The sequence below is a fragment of the Pseudomonas sp. PDM10 genome, assembly GCF_014852295.1.
Lineage (GTDB): Bacteria > Pseudomonadota > Gammaproteobacteria > Pseudomonadales > Pseudomonadaceae > Aquipseudomonas.
On the sequence record NZ_JACVBJ010000002.1, the window covers coordinates 686866 to 705359 of the forward strand.

14 protein-coding genes are annotated in these 18494 nt (G+C 57.2%); 3 read left to right on the forward strand and 11 right to left on the reverse strand.

The annotated features are described in order from the left end of the window. Positions 1-18: 18 nt before the first annotated feature. The 5 genes from IB252_RS09765 to IB252_RS09785 form a co-directional block, all read right to left on the reverse strand. Entirely contained in the window at positions 19-996 is a 978-nt protein-coding gene (locus IB252_RS09765) for a 2-hydroxyacid dehydrogenase (RefSeq protein ID WP_192408340.1), read from the reverse strand. A 21-nt stretch (positions 997-1017) separates the two neighbouring features. After that, entirely contained in the window at positions 1018-2316 is a 1299-nt protein-coding gene (locus IB252_RS09770) for an MFS transporter (RefSeq protein WP_192408341.1), read from the reverse strand. Between the two features lie 58 nt (positions 2317-2374). Continuing rightward, entirely contained in the window at positions 2375-3400 is a 1026-nt protein-coding gene (locus IB252_RS09775; protein WP_192408342.1) for a sugar kinase, read from the reverse strand. After that, positions 3393-4175, reverse strand: a complete 783-nt coding sequence (locus IB252_RS09780) for a sugar phosphate isomerase/epimerase family protein (protein WP_192408343.1) — start codon at positions 4173-4175, stop codon at positions 3393-3395. Before IB252_RS09780 ends, IB252_RS09775 begins: the two co-directional genes overlap by 8 nt. Before the next feature lie 76 nt (positions 4176-4251). Beyond that, positions 4252-5277: a LacI family DNA-binding transcriptional regulator gene (locus IB252_RS09785; protein WP_192408344.1), complete on the reverse strand. Its 1026-nt coding sequence runs from the start codon at positions 5275-5277 to the stop codon at positions 4252-4254. Positions 5278-5537: 260 nt separating this feature from the next. On the opposite strand from IB252_RS09785, the gene IB252_RS09790 reads away from it, so the two are divergent. The 3 genes from IB252_RS09790 (at position 5538) to IB252_RS09800 (ending at position 10923) form a co-directional block, all read left to right on the forward strand. Next, entirely contained in the window at positions 5538-6341 is an 804-nt protein-coding gene (locus IB252_RS09790) for a hypothetical protein (RefSeq protein ID WP_192408345.1), read from the forward strand. A gap of 104 nt (positions 6342-6445) precedes the next feature. Beyond that, entirely contained in the window at positions 6446-8452 is a 2007-nt protein-coding gene (locus IB252_RS09795; RefSeq protein ID WP_192408346.1) for a hypothetical protein, read from the forward strand. Between the two features lie 227 nt (positions 8453-8679). Then, positions 8680-10923 (forward strand): autotransporter outer membrane beta-barrel domain-containing protein, encoded by a 2244-nt coding sequence (locus IB252_RS09800; protein ID WP_412548167.1) that lies wholly within the window; start codon positions 8680-8682, stop codon positions 10921-10923. Positions 10924-10986: 63 nt separating this feature from the next. On the opposite strand, the gene IB252_RS09805 is transcribed toward IB252_RS09800, so the two are convergent. From IB252_RS09805 to IB252_RS09830, 6 genes are all read right to left on the reverse strand, one after another. Continuing rightward, positions 10987-11487, reverse strand: coding sequence for a hypothetical protein (locus IB252_RS09805; RefSeq protein ID WP_192408348.1), 501 nt, complete (start codon positions 11485-11487; stop codon positions 10987-10989). A 168-nt stretch (positions 11488-11655) separates the two neighbouring features. Next, positions 11656-12273: a LysE family translocator gene (locus IB252_RS09810; protein WP_192408349.1), complete on the reverse strand. Its 618-nt coding sequence runs from the start codon at positions 12271-12273 to the stop codon at positions 11656-11658. Between the two features lie 51 nt (positions 12274-12324). Then, on the reverse strand, positions 12325-13164 hold the full coding sequence (locus tag IB252_RS09815; RefSeq protein WP_192408350.1) for an AraC family transcriptional regulator: 840 nt from the start codon (positions 13162-13164) through the stop codon (positions 12325-12327). A 76-nt stretch (positions 13165-13240) separates the two neighbouring features. Continuing rightward, complete coding sequence (locus tag IB252_RS09820) at positions 13241-13882, reverse strand: DUF1345 domain-containing protein (RefSeq protein ID WP_192408351.1); 642 nt, start codon at positions 13880-13882, stop codon at positions 13241-13243. 100 nt (positions 13883-13982) lie between these two features. Beyond that, positions 13983-17075, reverse strand: coding sequence for an efflux RND transporter permease subunit (locus tag IB252_RS09825; RefSeq protein WP_192408352.1), 3093 nt, complete (start codon positions 17073-17075; stop codon positions 13983-13985). A gap of 15 nt (positions 17076-17090) precedes the next feature. Then, positions 17091-18248: an efflux RND transporter periplasmic adaptor subunit gene (locus tag IB252_RS09830; protein WP_192408353.1), complete on the reverse strand. Its 1158-nt coding sequence runs from the start codon at positions 18246-18248 to the stop codon at positions 17091-17093. Positions 18249-18494 lie beyond the last annotated feature (246 nt).

Genomic DNA, 18494 nt, shown 5'->3' on the forward strand with positions numbered 1-18494 from the left:
TGACAAGCGCTGAATTTCTTAAGCCTTCCACGCCCCGACATTCACCAGATTCTTCGGCCGCTCACCGGCCAGCGCCGCCAGCAGATTGTCCACCGCACACGTGGCCATCGCCTCCCGCGTTTCATGCGTCGCCGAGCCAATGTGCGGCGTCGCCACCACGTTGTTCAGCTGCAACAGCGGCGAGTCAGTGTTCAGCGGTTCACGCTCGAATACATCCAGCCCCGCAGCGCGAATCTGCCCCTCACGCAAGGCCCGGATCAGCGCCGCCTCGTCCACCACCTTGCCCCGTGAAATGTTGATGAAGATGGTTTCGGGGCGCATCAAGGCAAACTGCTCGGCCCCGATCAGCCCTTCGGTTTCAGCGGTCAGCGGCAAAGTCAGACAAACGAAATCCGCCTGCTGCAACAGCTCCGACAGGCTGCGGTATTGCGCATTGAACCGCTGTTCCACCGCCGGTTTCGGCGAGTGGCTGTGGTAAATCACCGGCATGCCAAACCCGAAATGCCCACGCTGGGCCAGCGCCTCACCGATCCGTCCCATGCCAATGATGCCCAGGGTTTTACCGTGTACATCGGTACCGAACTGTGCGGGACCGACATTGCGCTTCCACTGACCGGCGCGAACCATGTTCGCCAGTTCCACCACGCGCCGGGCGGTCGCCAGGATCAGCGCGAAACCGGTATCGGCCGTGGTTTCGGTGAGCACGTCCGGGGTGTTGCTGAGCAGGATCCGTCGTTCGGTCAAGTAGTCGATGTCGTAGTTGTCGACCCCCACGGAGACGCTGGCGATGGCTTCCAGATCAGGTGCCAGATCCAATAATCCGGCATCCAGTTTCAGGCTCGCACCGAGCAACCCGTGGGCGCGGGGCAGGGCCTCGCGCAGCGCTGCCAAGCCGTCGGCATTGAGGTTGTCGATCAGCGTCACCTCGGCCTGCTCGTGAAGGCGAGCCATCAGCAGCGGCGAGAGTTTCTTGTACAGCACAACGTGCTTTTTCATCGTCATCATCTCAACTTCAATTCAGGAATGAGCGGCTGTGGACCGTTGCACAACGGCCTTGGCCACGACCCGGTCACTGGCGCCGGGCTTGAGGAAAATCGTCAGCACCACCGAGAGCATCAACGCGCCGCTCATCAACAGGTAAGAAGCACCCGGCGAGCCAGTGGAACTGTTCAGGTAACCGACCAGATACGAACCACCAAACGAACCGAGCGCGCCCATGCTGTTGATCAGCGCCATGGCGCCACCCGCGACGTTGGCCGGAAGGATTTCCGGAATAATCGCGAAGAACGGACCGTAAGGCGCGTACATACAGGCGCCAGCAATCACCAGCAGGGTGTAGGACCACCAGAAGTGTTCAGCGCCCAAGGCGTAGGAGCCATAGAAAGCAATCGAGGCGATCAGCAGCGGCGGCCAGACGAAGCGTTTGCGCTTCTGCATTTTGTCCGAGCCCCAGGACACCAGCAGCATGCCAATCACCGCGGCCAGGTACGGCAGCGCCGAGAGCCAGCCGGCTTCGATCATGTCCATCTGTGCGCCAGCCTTGAGGATCGACGGCAGCCACAATACGAAGCCATAGACGCCGATGCTCCAGCAGAAAAACTGCAAGGCCAGGATGATCACCTTGGGCGAGCGGAAAGCTTCGGCGTAGTTCTTCACCGCTTTGATGCCCACCTGTTCGGCGGCCAGGGCGCTTTGCAGATCCTGCTTCTCTTGATCGCTCAGCCACTTGGCTTGAGCGGGACGGTCATCGGCCAGATGCCACCAGATAAACGCCCAGAGCACCGCCGGTAAACCTTCGATGATGAACATCCAGCGCCAGCTGTAATGCTGCACCAAATACCCCGAGACCACCGACATCCAGAGCATGGTCACCGGGTTGCCGAGGATCAGGAAGGTGTTGGCGCGCGAGCGTTCGGCACGGGTGAACCAGTGGCACAGATAGATCAGCATCGCTGGCATCACTGCCGCTTCGACCACCCCGAGCATGAAGCGAATCACGATCAACCAATAGGCGTTGGAGACGATCCCGGTCAACGTGGCCAGGCCACCCCAGAAAATCAGGCTGACGAAAATCAGCTTCTTCACGCTGTGCTTCTGGGCGTAGATCGCGCCCGGCACCTGGAAGAAGAAGTAGCCAAGGAAGAACAGTGCGCCGAGCATCGACGACAGGCCCGGTGTGATCATTAGGTCGGCGGCCATCCCGGAGGCGGCGGCGAACCCGTAGTTGGCGCGGTCCAGGTACGCCAGGCTGTAGGTGATGAACACGATCGGCATGATGTACCACCAGCGGCGGGCGGCGAGTGTTGCGGTTTTCATAGTGGTGCTCCTGAGCTTGTTGTTTTTGTCGCAGCAGGTTCAATAAATCGATGGTCTGTCAGGGCCTCATCGCCAGCAGGCTGGCTCCCACAGGTTGCGTGATCGACACAGATCCAGTGTGGGAGCCAGCCTGCTGGCGATTGGCAGTTTCAAATTCAGTGCAGAGTTCAGCCCGGGTCGGCAACCCCTCCATATCCCCACGGCTTTGCACCGCGCGGCTGCCAATCCAGTTGGCACGCTTCACGGCGTCGGCAAAACTGTGGTTTTCCAGCAGGGCGCTGATCATGCCGACGGCAAAACCATCGCCGGCACCGACGGTGTCGACCACCGTTTCCACCGGCACGCCCGCCACGAAACCCTGGTCCAGATGAGTGCGGTAATACGCACCGTGCGGGCCCAGTTTGATCGCCACGGCTTCTACGCCTTGGTCGAGGTAGAACGCTGCGATGTCGGCCGGGTCTTCGAAACCGGTCAGCAATCGGCCTTCGCTCAACCCCGGCAGCACCCAATGGGCGAGGGTGGCGAGGCGGTTGATCTCGGTAATCATCTGTTGCTCGCTGGCCCACAGGCTCGGGCGCAGGTTCGGGTCGAAGGACACGCTGCGCCCGGCATTGCGCATGCGGGTCATCAATTCGAAAGACATTTCCCGGGCCGTTTCGGACAGCGCCGGGGGAATGCCGGTGGCGTGCAAGTGCCGGGCGTTCAGTAATTCAGGCGCGATCGACTGCCGCGACAGATGACTCGCCGCCGACCCACGGCGGAAGTACTCGACCACCGGATCGCTGCCGTCGTCGGTGCGCGACTTGAGCTGAAAACCGGTGGGGTGCGCGGTGTCGATGTCGACGTTGCTGCAATCCAGACCTTCCTTTTCCAGCGTGTCGATCACGAACCGTCCCAGCGAATCAGCGCCCACCCGGCTCAACCAGGCCACGTTAAAACCCAACCGCGACAAGCCAATCGCGACATTGCTGTCGGCGCCGGCAATGCGTTTGTGGAAACGGTCGACGTCGGCCAAATCACCGTTCTGCTCGGCGACGAACATCGCCATGGTTTCGCCGAACGACAGAATATCGATCTCAGACATGAGCGCTCTCCAACCGGGTTTGACCGAGGCGGGCGAGGGTGGCGACGTGCTCGGTGGTCAACTGCACCAGGTCGTCGCCTTGCAGCGGATATTCCGCCGCCCGCATCACGCCTTGGGCCATGTGCCGCAGCAGTTGTTCCCACAGATGCAGGTCACTGGCGGCCGGCGGCATGGCGACCAGTTTGCCGTCGGCCCGGCGCGTCACGGCTTTGCAATGCACATAGCCGACGTGGCGACCGAGCAACCGTGCGGCGCTGGCGGCGGACTGGTCTTGCCAATGCCAGTTACCGATGTCGAAGGTCATTTTGACCGGCAGCTTATGTTGCTCTATTTCAGTGAAAAAGCGCTGGAACGGTTCGATGCGGCCGCCGTGCAAGGTTTGATCGTTCTCCACCAGCAACTGCACCGCACTTTTGCCCAGTACGCGGGACAAGGCCTGGAGGTCGCTGTTGTCGGTGAAATACCCCAAGGACACTTTCAGCCATTTGGCACCGAATGCCTGGGCGCGCTGGAGCGCAGAGATCAGTTCGGGATTGGGTTTTGACTGGCCGGCCAGCCACAACTCCATCGGCGAGGAATACACGCTTTCGAGGCCTTGGGCCTGCGTGGCATCGGCCAGTTGCGCGGGGTCTTCGACGGTCAGCAGTTCTTCGCGCCATTCGATGCGCGTGGCGCCCGCGGCGGCCAATACATCGATGAAGCTGCCTTGGCCGCGTTGGCGAACAAGGTCGGCGCCGTAGCTCGACAGGCTGATGGAAACGGGTGGTTTATTCATTGTTATATACCTCTGAAACCGGTTTCATTTTGGTTCAAAAAAATATTGATGATGTTTTGTGGTGAATTTACCGGCCTCATCGAGAATGTCCATCGGTCGACCCCCGCACAATCAACCGCGCCGAAAAATCCAGGGTCCGCACCGGCCCGTCATCACCACGCAAGCGCTTGAGCAAACACTCAAACGCACTGGCGCCAATTTCAGCCGTCGGCTGGGCGAGGGCAGTGATCCCGCTACCCACCAGCGGATACCAATCCAGATCATCGAGGGCGATCAGGCCGACATCCTCGAAAAGATTGCACTTCAGTTCACGCAACGAATGGGTGGTGGCCAGCGCGGCGATTCCGTTGGCGCAGAACAGCGCTTTCGGGCCGGGGCCGGGCGTGTCGAGGAAGGTTTTCAAACGTGTGCTCAGATCGCTTCCGGTCTCGGCGATGGTCCCTTGAAGCGTCGGACGTTGCTCGATCTGCGCCTTGAAACTGCTGACCCGCTCGATCCGCGAACTGGTGCCGTCAAACGGCTCGGTCACCAACAGCACATCGCGATAACCGCGTTCTTGTAAATGGGCGAGGGCCATTTCAACGGCGGCCGGATTGTCCAGGCCGACCAGATCACTCTCCAGCTGCTCGACCTTGCGATCCACCAGCACCAGCGGCATTTCCCGGTGCAGTTCACGTAACTCGTCGCGGTGATGGCCGAGGGTGTTCACGATCAAGCCTTCGATGTTGTACGAGCGCAACAACGCCAGGTGCTGACGCTCTTGCTCGTCATCGCGATCGGTGTTGCACACCACCAGGCTATAGCCGTGCTGACGGCAGGCGGTTTCCACCCCGTGCATCACGGCAATCGAATAAGGGTTACGGATATCGGCCACCAGCATGCCGATCAGGCGGGTTCGTCCGCGCTTCAGGCCGCGGGCCATCTGGTTCGGGCGATAGCCCAGTTCGGCAATCGCCTGCTCGATGCGCAGGGCAATGGCATCGGAGAGCAGGGCACGGTCATCACCGATGAAGCGCGAGACGCTGGCCTTGGAGACCTTGGCGTGTTCGGCGACGTCGAGCATGGTCACGCGGCTGCGTTGGGCGGCGGAGAAGTCGTTCACGGTGGTGGACCTTGTTATTGGAGTTGTCAGGAGTTCAGCGGTGAAAGACTGAAACCGGTTTCATAAGGCATCAAATGCAAGGCCTGCGTCAAGTCGTCGCGGGCAGATGTATGCCTGAAATACTGCGGAAAACAGACGAACGGTCGCTTTACCTGTCAAATGTGACAGTAGCCAGCCTTCCAAACCTGGCGCTTAATTCATGTAAGCGGCAGCTTTCGGTACTAAAGAATAATCCTACGATCGCGAGAAGGATTTCCGATATGGCAGTTAATAAACCTCCGATATACGATCCACCGAAAGTCATCGGCGTACTCGATTCAAATATTGACCCGGAGGGCCATATTCCACTTCCATTGCTGCTGGCCGGTATTGAAGTAGTTGTTCCTTTATGGCCTGAACCGGCGAAGGAGCCGGAAGAGAGCGATACGCTGACGGTCTTTTTTGAACAGATTGGGCAACCCCCAGCAATAATATCTAACACCTATAAACCAGAGGATATGAGGCCCGAATTTATTATCCGAATCGGCCCGGAGCATCTGAATAATAATGGGGCGGGTGAGTTGTGGTATGAGCTTGTCAACAGCGCAGGAAATCCATCTGAATCATTTAAGCGGCGACTGACTATTGATCACACACCTGCCCCAATAGATCTTAAAGAAGCCAGGTTTCCCAATGTCAACTCGGACGGGTATCTGAATTGCTCAACGATACCTCCAATGTGGGAGGGGGTAAAAGTCGAAATCCCAGCGCTTCAGGGGTTCAGGGTCGGTGATCGTTGCGAAGTACTCTGGCGGGGTTATTCATCACTGAATGGAAGTGGCCCGGAAATCAGCAGCGCTCGGAAGAGCGTCATCCGGCCATCGTTAAGTGATCAAGACATACGTGAAGGATATTCCCTGGTCATTGAACCTTACGAAACTCATATAAAACCGATGGTGAATGATGACTCTGCCACTGTCGTTTATCTCATATATCGAGGTGCGAAACTTGTAGGTACTTCAGAGTTGGCAGTGGTGAAAATTGACAGGATTATAAGTGGAAACGAACTTCCGTGCGGGCCTTGAGTTTGGCATGGATATCAAGAGTGGCGAACAAAAGCGTACGAAGAGGCTGATTGCTTCTTGGGGTCGTGTCGCAATTAATTGTGAAGGCAATGGAGATGGCGAACATGAATGCTAAAGTTGAACAGGCGAAATTGTCCAGAATGGCAGTGCTTCAAGAAAAACTCGGTAAGGGTGGAAGTGTTCTTTCTGAAGCTCTGCCTCCTACCCTCTTGGCACAAACGTTACCCGGTGGCGACCTTCGTATCCCCATCGACAAATTACTATCGCCCTTACAGTACACCATACCCAAACCAGCCGAGGAATATGACGACGATCTACTACAGCCGCAGGCTCGAAGAAAAGGAGCCCCTGACTGGACGAATATTGTTCCCGACCCACATTTTATTGAGTTGGGTCCAGTGGCTGGCAGGGACTGGAGTGTGCCTTTCGAGATTCCATTAAGCTTCATGAAGGAGGAGGACACTCCAGAAACTCCGACCGAATATGAATTTAGGTACATCCTGTGGGCGGGCGCAACGAATGAGTCGATTTCGCCGCCTATCTCGTACGCGATTGACAGCACAGCTCCCTACAAAACAAAGAACCCCGCTTCAGACCTCACGCCAAAGGCCCCTACATGGCCAGCAGATCTGGGCCCGAACGACCCGATTGATGAGGCGTATCTCGAAGGCAAGCTTGGGATTCCAGTCAAGCCTGCCGTCTCCCCGACCTATCACCCAAGTGACATTTACCGATTCTATTGGGGGCCTGCACCTGATCCGGACCGCGACACACCGGTGTTTGAGGGTACGTTGACGGCTGGGGAAGCTTTGATCCCGGTTGACGTGTTTAAAAAGGATGAGGGTACAAACCGGCTTATATATGTCGCGACAGACCTGCCGGGTAACCGGGGGAAAAGATCAAATCCCAGTCAGCGAACGGTCGTTATACTGCCTGATCCTAACGTTATCTTGCCGCCAGTGATCCCATTGGCGAACGGTCAAAATGGCGATGGTTTGATCGACTTGGCTGACACTCAACTTGATTCCAGGGGCGTCGAAATAAAGGTAACTGTACCAACACCCAACGCAGACTCCGACACCGTTGTTGTTTATTGGGGCGGAAAGCAAATTACTCCGGAACAAAGGGTAGGGACGAATACCGAACTATCGTTCTTTGCCAGTTATGATCTTGTAAAAGAGGTGTACGGCAATACCGATGGCAGCGTGGTTACGGAAGTCAGCTATAAAATGTTCCGCTCGACTCGTGAGATAGCTACGGATAAAGCGAACGTTGATGTGGATGTTTCATTCGTGGGTCCTGATCCAATTCTTGTGGGGCTGGATGCGCCGAAGTTGAAAACGACAAAGGGCAGCATCGATGAAATTCTCGAAGCGGATCACGGCGATACCGGAATCGAGATCACGATTGATCTTTTTGCTGCCCCACCAACGGAAGAAGGTTGGCTGATCGATGTCTTTTATGATGATGTCAAGATTGGTAACACCATTGCATTGACGACAGGACAAGAAGGTACAGCCCTTCCTATTCATCTGCCTTGGGGGACGGTGCTTACACAGCAAAGCGGAACCAAGGTGCTGCGCTATACGCTGTATACGCTAACCGGGGTGAATCCAACGCCATCCAGGCTAAAAGATATTCCTGTAGAAGAATTTCCGATCGAAATGGTTGCACCTGAAGTCTTGTATCTTGGCGGGCCTCTTAGAAGGATCAGTTGCCCAACCCTGAACTTTCCTAGCAGCAATAATCCAGGTGACGGAACGACACGACGAAACCTGACTGTGCTCGTAAAAAAGAATCAGTACACGGTTGATGGAGAGACCATTACCGTGAAATGGGTGGCGTATGATAATGCAGTGCCTCCCGCTCCCATTTCAGGCACAGAAACGACAGCGACCCACGACATTAGCGGAACATATCCCGATAATGGTGCATTGATTCATATAGGCATATATGAAGATCACTTTAAACCGGCCCATCTCGGAAAAGGCCGGGTTACTTACTCCATTTCTCGGGGGGGGGGCGGTAATAATCCAACGCCGGACTCCTTGCCAGCTGAACACGGCGTATTTCTGACAGATAACGGGGGCAAATATTGCGAGGAAACGTAACCTCAAGATTGATTGTAATGACGCGGTGAGCGCGGTGCGCTCGCCGTATCTTTAATATTTAAAGTCAATAGTCAGGGCTTAATTCTGAGGACTTTTCCAGTCGCAAAACAGGACAAGTCCTACAGAGGTTTGCGAAACGCCCAGCTAACCTAGCGCCCCTCAAATAGCTGACCTGCTCAGAGTGTCGGCATTTAAGTTTTATTTAAGGCAGGTGCCCCATGCGAGGAATTGTTTTTTCAAAGGTTATAAATACGTGTGGCTCGACAGCAACGAGCTTATTGCTGCTTTCTCTCTATCACTCATACGCCAGCGCTGCGCCCATTGTAGGGGGGGATGTGACCATCAATGGCGGCACTCCAGAAAGCTGGAGCTTGAGCCAGCAAGCCACACTGACCGTCAATGGCGCGCAAACACTTCAGATCACGTCTGATAATTCGACACTCAATGTAAACACCGGTAGTACTACACAGCAGCTTTCGGCCAGAAATGGATCGATCGTCAATCTGAATGGCGCTACCGTTTCAGGCTCTGGTGGTCTTGCCGCTGTCCTGCTGACCAATAGCGATGCCACCATCAATAACAGCACTGTTACCGGCAATCGTCTGGGGCTGCAGGCGGTTCGCAATACAGCGACTCAGACTGGCTCCCACGTTGTCGTGACGGGTAAGAGCACCATTACAGGTGTTCTGGGAGGTGCCTTGGTCAGCGCTCATAGCACCCTGGATGTCAGCGATTCAATTATTCAAGGTACCGGGGCCACGAGTTACGGGCTTCGATTGAGCAGTGGACAAGCCATTGCCCGAAACAGCACTGTTATCGGTGGACAAGACGGCATACGTATCGATGTTGACGTGAATGACGCACAACCCGCTGTATTGGCGCTTGAAAACACCACTGTCCAGGGGAGCACCGGTTCGGCGATTGTGGTCGATTTCAACAACGCTTCGACTCAGGCTGCGACCCTCTCGCTGAACAATTCCCGATTGCTGGCCGGCAACGGTACTTTGCTGGATGTGAGGGGCGGTGCCAATGTCTCCATGACCGTCAATGGCAGTACCTTGAATGGGAACATCGTTTCCGAGCAAGGCAGTGCCATACAGCTGGTACTGCAAAACGATTCGGTTTTGACTGGCCGCCTGGAAAACGTTGCCAGCACCACGATCAATGACTCTTCCCGCTGGGTATTGGTGGGTGACAGCCAGGTTGACAGCCTCATCCTCAATCGCGGGGGATCCGTAGTATTTGGGGACACCAATGCTTTCTATCAATTGAATGTGACCAACCTTTCCGGTAACGGTCGATTCGTGATGGGAACGGATTTCAGCACGGGCCGAACCGACTTGCTAAATGTCACCGGAACCGCCACTGGCAATCATGAACTGCTGATCGCCAGCAGCGGCGTGGATCCTGCTGCCGGCCAGCCTATTCGCGTGGTTCAAACAGCAGGTGGCGACGCAAACTTTTCTCTGGTGAACGGAGCGGTTGAACTTGGAACCTTTTCTTACGGCCTGGCGAAAAGCGGTAATGACTGGATACTTGATCCAAGCACCCGAATAGTGAGTCCTGGTGCGCGTTCTGTACTTGCGCTCTTCAATACCGCATCGACCGTTTGGCTGGGTGAGCTGACCTCGTTGCGCACTCGCATGGGGGAACTGCGTTTCAACGGCGGCCAGAGCGGCGCGTGGGGGCGCACCTATGCCAACAAGTACAACATTGCCGATGGCTCAGGCGTCGGTTATCAACAAACCCAGCAAGGTTTCACCCTGGGCGCGGATGCGGCGCTTCCTCTTGGAGATGGCCAATGGTTAGTGGGGGTGTTGGCGGGTCAAAGCCAGTCTGATCTCAATCTCTATGCCGGCACTTCAGGCCGCGTGGAAAGTTACTACCTGGGTGCCTATGTGACCTGGTTAGACACCCAGACAGGCTATTACTTCGACGGTGTGTTGAAGGCCAACCGTTTCCGTAATAACGCGAAAGTGGGGTTGAGCGATGGAACACGGGCCAAGGGAGATTATGACAACTCGGGGCTGGGTGGTTCTGTCGAGTTTGGCAAACACATCAACTTCGACAATGGCAACTTCCTTGAACCCTTCACTGAATGGTCAGCTGTGGTCATCCAGGGCAAGGATTTTTCCCTGAGCAACGACCTGCAAGCTGAAGGGGATCGCACACGTTCGTTACTCGGCAAGGTGGGCGCTACCGCGGGCCGAAATATAGAGCTAGGACAAGGACGTGTGGTACAGCCGTACCTTCGCGCCGCATGGGCTCATGAATTCGCAAAAAATAATGAGGTGCAAGTCAACAACAACGTTTTCAACAACGACCTGTCAGGTTCCCGTGCGGAGTTGGGCGCTGGCATAGCTGTAGCAATGACAAATAACCTCAACATGCATGCGGACTTCGAGTACAGCAGAGGTCAAAACATAGAACAACCTTACGGTATCAATTTCGGTTTTCGTTATAGGTGGTAAAAGTCTGCGAAAGCAAATTAAAAAGGAAGCAACTGCTTCCTTTTTAATTTTCAGATCAAACGATTATGCCGCTAGCGTTCGACCGCGAGGTTGGTGGAACATGGCAATGGCTCCTTTTGCAGAAAAAATTACATCAATCGTCAGCTGTTTAGAGACATCATCATCTTGATTCTCGACGACAACCTTTATCAGCTTTCCGGAAAAAATTCCTGACGTCTCATCAAGTTCAAGATCGGCTGTTCCCGTGAGCTGGGTATAAATAATCGGTTTGGCGGGATCGCTGTTATCGGCGAATGTCAGGCGTACTTGATGTGAATCCGGTTTAAGTTCGTAGGACTTATTTTCCAACCCCTTGGAAAACGATAGGGTAAGTTCTTTTGTCGTGTATTCCGGGTGTGGCTCGCGTTGCCGGGCAAACATGACATAAGCCTCGCCATGAGGCAGTGGGAAAGTTCGCTCCGAGAGTTCCACCAGACCTGCGCTGAATGGTTCTCTGCCGTCTATTGTCCCGGCACAATTACCAGCACCCACGGACTGTCTGAGTTTCTGCGTGATCATGTTCATCAATACGGTCTCCATAGTCATGACAAGGTATCCCGCTATTAAAAAAATCATCCGGGATGAGGTATAAAACCGCCATTGGGCGTCGCTGTAAACTGTCAGACTTGACAGTTTACATAGCCCTGTTTATGTGATTTTTATCTGCTCGTTTGGAGCGAAAGGAAAGTTTTATCAGCCGACCCATACACTTAGCCACGTCGAACCTGCCAGCAGTAAACCCATGGACCGATTAAAGTTTCCCAAGGCTTTGGTTGAACGAAGCCATTGATTGACACTCGACCCAAGAACTGCCCAAGCAGTCATACATGGCAGGGCTATAACAAAAAACGCAAAACTCAAATAAACGATGTGATCAAAACGATCGGCACCATTGTCGGCAAACACGCTGACGACGGCCATGGCCATCATCCAGGTTTTTGGGTTTATCCATTGCAGGCCTGCGGCGGTCAAAAGCCGCGGACGTCTTTGATTGCCGGATACATCGGAATCGAAGGTATCGGTCGCAGAATGGTAAATCTGCCAGGCCAGGTAGCTCAACCAGGTAACGCCTAGCCACTGCATGGCGTATTGCAACAAGGGAATCTGTTTCAGGGATTCGCCCAAACCATAACCTACCAGCAGGACGATGACGGCAGCGCTGGCGCAGGCACCAAAGATAATCGGCAAAGTAGCCTTGAAGCCATACCGGGCACTGTTGCTCAGCACCAGAATATTGGTCGGCCCCGGCGTGATGGAGGCGACGAAAGCAAACAACATAAAAGGTAGCAAGGTCGGAAAGGTGGACAACATGGCAGCAGACTCCGTGAATGATCTCAGGAACCGATGCTCACAAAGTCCGGATCATGCGTCTGGAAGATTTGAGCAGCGCTTGCGATACAGCGCCGGCGTCAAGCCATATGCCCGGACAAACCAGCGGCCCAGATGGCTCTGATCGGCAAACCCCAGTTCCATCGCGACCGTCGCCGGTTGCTCGCCACGGGCCAGCATTCGCCGAGCGGTCGCCAGGCGCAATTGCACGAGGTAGGCGTGGGGTGCCATGCCATAAGCGGCCTTGAAGGCGCGGGTCAGGCGGAAGCGATCAACTCCGGTGACGGCGGCCAGTTGATCGAGGCCGATGTCGTATTGCGCGTTGGCGTGCAGGTACTCCCGTGCCTTCTGCGCCACCAGCGGCAGGCGCGGATCCTCATCATAGCGGGCGCGCCAGTGCAGGTGACTGGTCAGGCGTTCGAGCAAACCGTCGAGGGCGGTCTGTCGGACGATTTTCAGCTCACCGTGATGCAGGGTTTGAAACGCCAGGCTGGTGGCGTGGGCGAGTCGCGAGTCGCTGGCCAGGGTGTTGGCGAAACTCAATTGACTGTTGTCGGGGGCGTTTTCGAAGACGGTACTGAGTTCACGTTTCAGCCACTGCGGGTCGAGGTAGAGCATGCGGTAGGTGAAACCGTCTTCGTTCGGTGCTTCGCCGTCGTGGATATCGCCCGGTTCGAGCAGAAACACCTTGCCCGGCGTGCTTTGGTGCTTTGCTCGCCGACAATTAAACTGCTGAACCCCTTGTTCGGTGACGCCCACCAGATAGCTGTCATGCCAGTGCGGATCGTAGGCATGGCCTTCGAAATGCGCGCGCAGGGTCTCGATGCCGGTGTCGGCGTCCTGGGCCAGGTCGATCCAGTTGTGAGAAGTCATGCTGCACCTGCGAGACGGATTACCGACTTATTTAACGCCCGCGCCGAGGGTGATGACTAGAACGTTTGTGCAGGGATCAATTGAACAGCCCCGCTGCGATGTTGATCGAGAACCCCAGAATGGCCGTGTTGAACAGGAAACCGATCAGCGTCTGCGCCAGGACAATCTTGCGCAAATCCCGAGTCGCCACGCCGACATCAGACGTCTGGACTGCCGCGCTGATGGTGAAAGAGAAATACAGGAAATCCCAGTAGTTGGGCGTTGCCAGACCTTCAGCAAAACGTAGCGCAGGGTCTTTGCCCGTCCAGGTGTAGAACAGACGGGCGTAGTGCACGCTGAAAATCACCCCGATCAGCAGCCATGAACCGATCACGGTCAATGCAGTAAAGCCGTAGTGCAACAGTTTGCGGGTGGTTTCCAGCTCCCTGCTGCCGGCCAGTTCAAAGGCGATGGTCGCCAGGCTCGCTATCGCGGCGATGCATACAACAAACAGCACCAGCCCGGCATTTTCGTCTTCGACCTCGGCAATGCGTTTCACATCCGGCGCTTTGGCGCGCGCGGTGAGCCAGAGCATCAGGATCAGGTAAGCCCAGACGCCGGCGTTCCAGCCGAAGAGGATTTTGCTGATGATCGAGTCGGCCGGCGCCAGAATCCCCACGGCAATGCCAAGCGTGGCGGCGGAGGAGAGGCGAGGGTGGGTGCGGGCGAGGAAGGGCATGTGAACTCGATGGGGCCAGGGTATGCAAACACCTTAGCCCAGCGCGGCCGACGAAACATCCCTCTGTTGATCGTTCCCACGCAGAGCGTGGGAACGATCTTCATCCGTGGCGTTTTTTTACCAGTTTCATCACCACCACAAAAAACACCGGCACAAACACCACCGCCAGCGTCGCCGTAATCATCCCGCCAATCACCCCGGTGCCGATGGCTTGCTGGCTCGCCGAACTGGCCCCGGTGGCAATCGCTAACGGGACCACACCCAGAATGAACGCCAGCGACGTCATCACAATCGGCCGCAGTCGCAGACGCGCAGCTTGCAGCGTGGCGTCGATCAGGTCATGGCCTTCGTCGTACAGACTCTTGGCGAATTCGATGATCAGGATCGCGTTCTTCGCCGACAGCCCGATGATAGTGATCATTCCAACCTTGAAGAACACGTCGTTGGGCATCCCGCGAAAAGTCACGGCCAGTACCGCGCCGAGCACGCCAAGCGGCACCACCAGCAGCACCGAAGTCGGAATCGACCAGCTCTCATACAACGCGGCCAGACACAGGAACACGATCAGCAACGACAAACCGAGCAGGATCGGAGCCTGGCTGCCGGACAAGCGCTCCTGCAATGACAACCCGGTCCATTCCTGCCCCAACCCCGCCGGCCCTTGGGCCACCAGACGCTCGATTTCCGCCATGGCTTCGCCGGTGCTGTGACCGGGCGACGGTTCACCGGAAATGCTGATCGCCGGGTAGCCGTTGTAGCGAGTCATTTGGGCCGGGCCCTGGGTCCACTTGGCCTGGACGAAGGCCGACAACGGCACCATTTCCCCGGTGCTGTTGCGCACGTGAATCTTCAGCAGATCGGCGACCTGACTGCGATGATCGCCTTCAGCCTGCACCACCACCCGCTGCATCCGCCCTTGATTGGGGAAGTCGTTGATGTAGGCCGAGCCGACGGCGGTGGACAGCACGTTGCCAATGTCGGCAAAGGACACGCCCAGCGCGTTGGCCTGTTTGCGGTCGACTTCCAGTTGCACCTGCGGCGCTTCGGCCAGGGCGCTTTCGCGCACGTTCATCAGGATCGGACTTTTCTCGGCGGCAGCGAGCAACTCACTACGCGCCTGCATCAGCGTGGCATGGCCGAGACCGCCACGGTCCTGCAAGCGGAATTCGAAACCGCTGGAGGTACCAAGGCCATCCACCGGCGGCGGCAGTACCGCAAACGCTACGGCGTCCTTGATCTGGCTCAACGCGATGTTGGCGCGATTGGCAATGGAACTGGCCGAGTCGTCGCTGCCCCGATCAGACCAGTCCTTGAGGGTGGTAAACGCCAACGCGGCGTTCTGCCCGCTACCGGAGAAGCTGAAACCGAGAATCACCGTGCTGTCGCCGACGCCGGGTTCAGTGGCGTTGTGGGCTTCGATCTGCTCGACCACCTGCACCGTGCGGTTTTTGCTTGCACCCGGTGGCAGCTGAATGTCGGTGATGGTGTAACCCTGATCCTCCACCGGCAGGAACGAGGAGGGCAGGCGACTGAAGCACACGCCCAATCCGATCAGCAGCACGCCGTAGATCAGCAGGTAACGGCCCGTGCGTTTCAACGCATAGGCGACCCAGCCCTGATAACGCTCGGTCAGTTGTTCGAAACGCCGGTTGAACCAGCCAAAGAACCCGCGCTTCTCGTGATGCTCGCCCTTGGCAATCGGCTTGAGCAGCGTCGCGCACAACGCCGGGGTCAAGGTCAGGGCGAGGAACGCCGAGAACAGAATCGACGTCGCCATCGACAAGGAGAACTGCCGGTAAATCACCCCGACCGACCCTTGCATGAACGCCATCGGAATGAACACCGCGACCAGCACCAGCGTGATGCCGATGATCGCCCCGGTGATCTGCTTCATCGCCTTGCGCGTGGCCTCTTTGGGCGACAGGCCTTCGGTGGCCATGATTCGCTCGACGTTCTCCACCACCACAATCGCGTCATCCACCAGGATGCCGATTGCCAGCACCATGCCGAACATGGTCAGCACGTTGATCGAAAACCCCAGAGCCAACATGGTCGCGAAGGTGCCCATCAGCGCCACCGGCACCACCAGGGTCGGGATCAGCGTGTAGCGGATGTTTTGCAGGAACAGGAACATCACGGCGAACACCAGCAACATCGCCTCGCCGAGGGTGTAAACCACTTTGGTGATCGAGACTTTGACGAAGGGCGAGGTGTCGTACGGGATCTTGTATTCCACGCCAGCCGGGAAGTAGCGCGCCAGTTCGTCCATCTTCGCCCGCACCAACGTGGCGGTACTCAAGGCATTGGCGCCCGGTGCCAGTTGCACACTGACGGCGGTCGACGGTTTGCCGTTAAGGCGGGTGGAGAACTGGTATTCCTGACTGCCGATCTCGACACGCGCCACGTCTTTGATGCGCACAGTGGAGCCATCGGGATTGGCTTTCAGGACGATATCGGCGAATTCTTCCGGCGTCGACAACTGGCCTTTGACCAGAATGGTCGCGGTGATTTCCTGGGTGGTGCGGGTCGGCAAATCGCCGATGCTGCCGGCAGAGACTTGAGCGTTCTGCGCGACGATGGCGGCGTTGACGTCGGCCGGGGTCAGGTTGAAACCAATCAACTTCTGCGGGTCGATCCAGATTCGCATGGCCCGTTCGGCGCCATACAACTGCGCCTTGCCGACGCCGTCCAGACGCTTGATCTCGTTCATCACGTTGCGCGCCAGGTAATCGCTGAGCGCCACGTCGTCGAGCTTGCCGTCGCTGGAGGTGAGGGTGATCAGCAGCAGGAAGCCGGCGGAAACTTTCTCCACCTGCAAGCCCTGCTGCGTCACCGCTTGAGGCAGACGCGACTCGACCACTTTCAGGCGGTTTTGCACATCGACCTGCGCCATTTCCGGGTCAGTGCCCGGCTGGAACGTGGCGGTGATGGTGGCGCTGCCGAGGCTGCTCTGGGATTCGAAATACAGCAGATGGTCGGCGCCATTGAGTTCTTCCTCGATCAGGCTGACCACGCTTTCGTCCACGGTTTGCGCCGAAGCACCAGGGTACACGGCGTAGATTTCGACTTTCGGCGGCGCGACGTTGGGGTATTGCGCCACCGGCAACTGTGGAATGGCCAGGGCGCCGGCCAACAGGATGAACAGGGCAACCACCCAGGCGAACACCGGGCGATCGATAAAGAACTGCGGCATAAAGAAGCGTCCTGCTTACTGACCAGAAGCCTGGGCAAGTGGAAGAGGGGTGTCGTCGATCTGCACTTTTTCGCCGGGACGGGCGTGCTGCAGGCCTTCGGTGACGATGCGGTCGCCGGGCTTGAGGCCGCTGGTGACAATCCAGCGATCGTTCTGCACGGCGCCCAGTTCGACCGGTTGCTGGCCGACCCGCTGCTCGGCGTCGAGCAACAGCACTTGGGCAATACCGGCACTGTCACGCTGGATGGCCCGTTGCGGCACGCTGATGCCTTGTTGGTTGACCGCTTGCTCCAGACGCACGCGCACGAAGCTGCCCGGCAGCAAGTCGAGGTCCGGGTTGGGGAATTCGCTGCGCAGAATGATCTGACCGGTGCCGGGGTCGACGGTGATGTCGGCGAACAGCAACTTGCCGGGCAACGGATAGAGACTGCCGTCGTCCTGGATCAGCGTGGCTTTTACCTGGTCCTGACCGACCTGCTGCAAGTGGCCGGAACGGAACGCCCGGCGCAGGTCGTTGAGTTCGCGGGTCGATTGGGTGAGGTCGGCGTGAATCGGGTTCAGTTGCTGGATCAATGCCAGCGGTGTGGTTTCGTTCTGCCCGACCAGTGCGCCTTCGGTCACCAATGCGCGGCCGATGCGCCCGGAGATCGGCGCTGTGACGGTGGCGTAACCCAGGTTGAGTTTCGCCCGTTCCACGGCGGCTTTGTTCGCGGCGACGTCGGCAGCCGTTTGCCGGGCACTGGCCCGGGCGTTGTCATAGTCCTGACCGCTGATGGCATTGCCTTCGATCAACTGCGCGTAACGCTGCTCTTGCAAGCGCGCCTGGAACGCATTGGCTTCAGCTTTGCGCAGCGCCGCTTCAGCGCTGTCCAGGTCGGCCTTGAACGGCGCCGGGTCGATACGGAACAACACTTCACCTTTTTTCACATCACTGCCTTCACGGAACGCCCGTTGCAGCACCACACCGGCAACCCGGGCGCGGACTTCGGCAATGCGTGGCGCGGCAATCCGCCCGCTGAGTTCACTGGTGATCGACAGGGGGCGGGCCTGGATGGTTTCAATGCGAACCGTGGCCAGAGGTGCCTGTTCTTCGGCCGTCGAGGCCTTGTCACAAGCGCTCAGCGTCACCGCCAGTGCAATCAGGCTGAGCCTGGCAAGCAGATTCTTTGACATGTAATACCCCAATAATGACCCCCCGCATCCTACGGGGAGGCGACGAGGGTAGCGGTGAAGCTTTGTAGGCGCTGTGTGAAATTGTGTAAGGGTTTTACTCAGGCGGGCGTGAGGGCGTATATCCTTGACGGCTTGATTACGTATGCGCCTGCCAGGCCGCCTTCGCGAGCAAGCCCGCTCCCACAGGGGATTTGTGAACACCACAGATCCAATGTGGGAGCGGGCTTGCTCGCGAAGAGGCCGGAC

Coding starts and splice junctions, on each gene's coding strand:
- IB252_RS09810 (WP_192408349.1), bottom strand. CDS start 12,273: ATGTTGTCCACCTTTCCGACCTTGCTACCTTTTATGTTGTTTGCTTTC.
- IB252_RS09770 (WP_192408341.1), bottom strand. CDS start 2,316: ATGAAAACCGCAACACTCGCCGCCCGCCGCTGGTGGTACATCATGCCG.
- IB252_RS09765 (WP_192408340.1), bottom strand. CDS start 996: ATGAAAAAGCACGTTGTGCTGTACAAGAAACTCTCGCCGCTGCTGATG.
- IB252_RS09805 (WP_192408348.1), bottom strand. CDS start 11,487: ATGAACATGATCACGCAGAAACTCAGACAGTCCGTGGGTGCTGGTAAT.
- IB252_RS09815 (WP_192408350.1), bottom strand. CDS start 13,164: ATGACTTCTCACAACTGGATCGACCTGGCCCAGGACGCCGACACCGGC.
- IB252_RS09795 (WP_192408346.1), top strand. CDS start 6,446: ATGAATGCTAAAGTTGAACAGGCGAAATTGTCCAGAATGGCAGTGCTT.
- IB252_RS09820 (WP_192408351.1), bottom strand. CDS start 13,882: ATGCCCTTCCTCGCCCGCACCCACCCTCGCCTCTCCTCCGCCGCCACG.
- IB252_RS09790 (WP_192408345.1), top strand. CDS start 5,538: ATGGCAGTTAATAAACCTCCGATATACGATCCACCGAAAGTCATCGGC.
- IB252_RS09830 (WP_192408353.1), bottom strand. CDS start 18,248: ATGTCAAAGAATCTGCTTGCCAGGCTCAGCCTGATTGCACTGGCGGTG.
- IB252_RS09825 (WP_192408352.1), bottom strand. CDS start 17,075: ATGCCGCAGTTCTTTATCGATCGCCCGGTGTTCGCCTGGGTGGTTGCC.
- IB252_RS09775 (WP_192408342.1), bottom strand. CDS start 3,400: ATGTCTGAGATCGATATTCTGTCGTTCGGCGAAACCATGGCGATGTTC.
- IB252_RS09780 (WP_192408343.1), bottom strand. CDS start 4,175: ATGAATAAACCACCCGTTTCCATCAGCCTGTCGAGCTACGGCGCCGAC.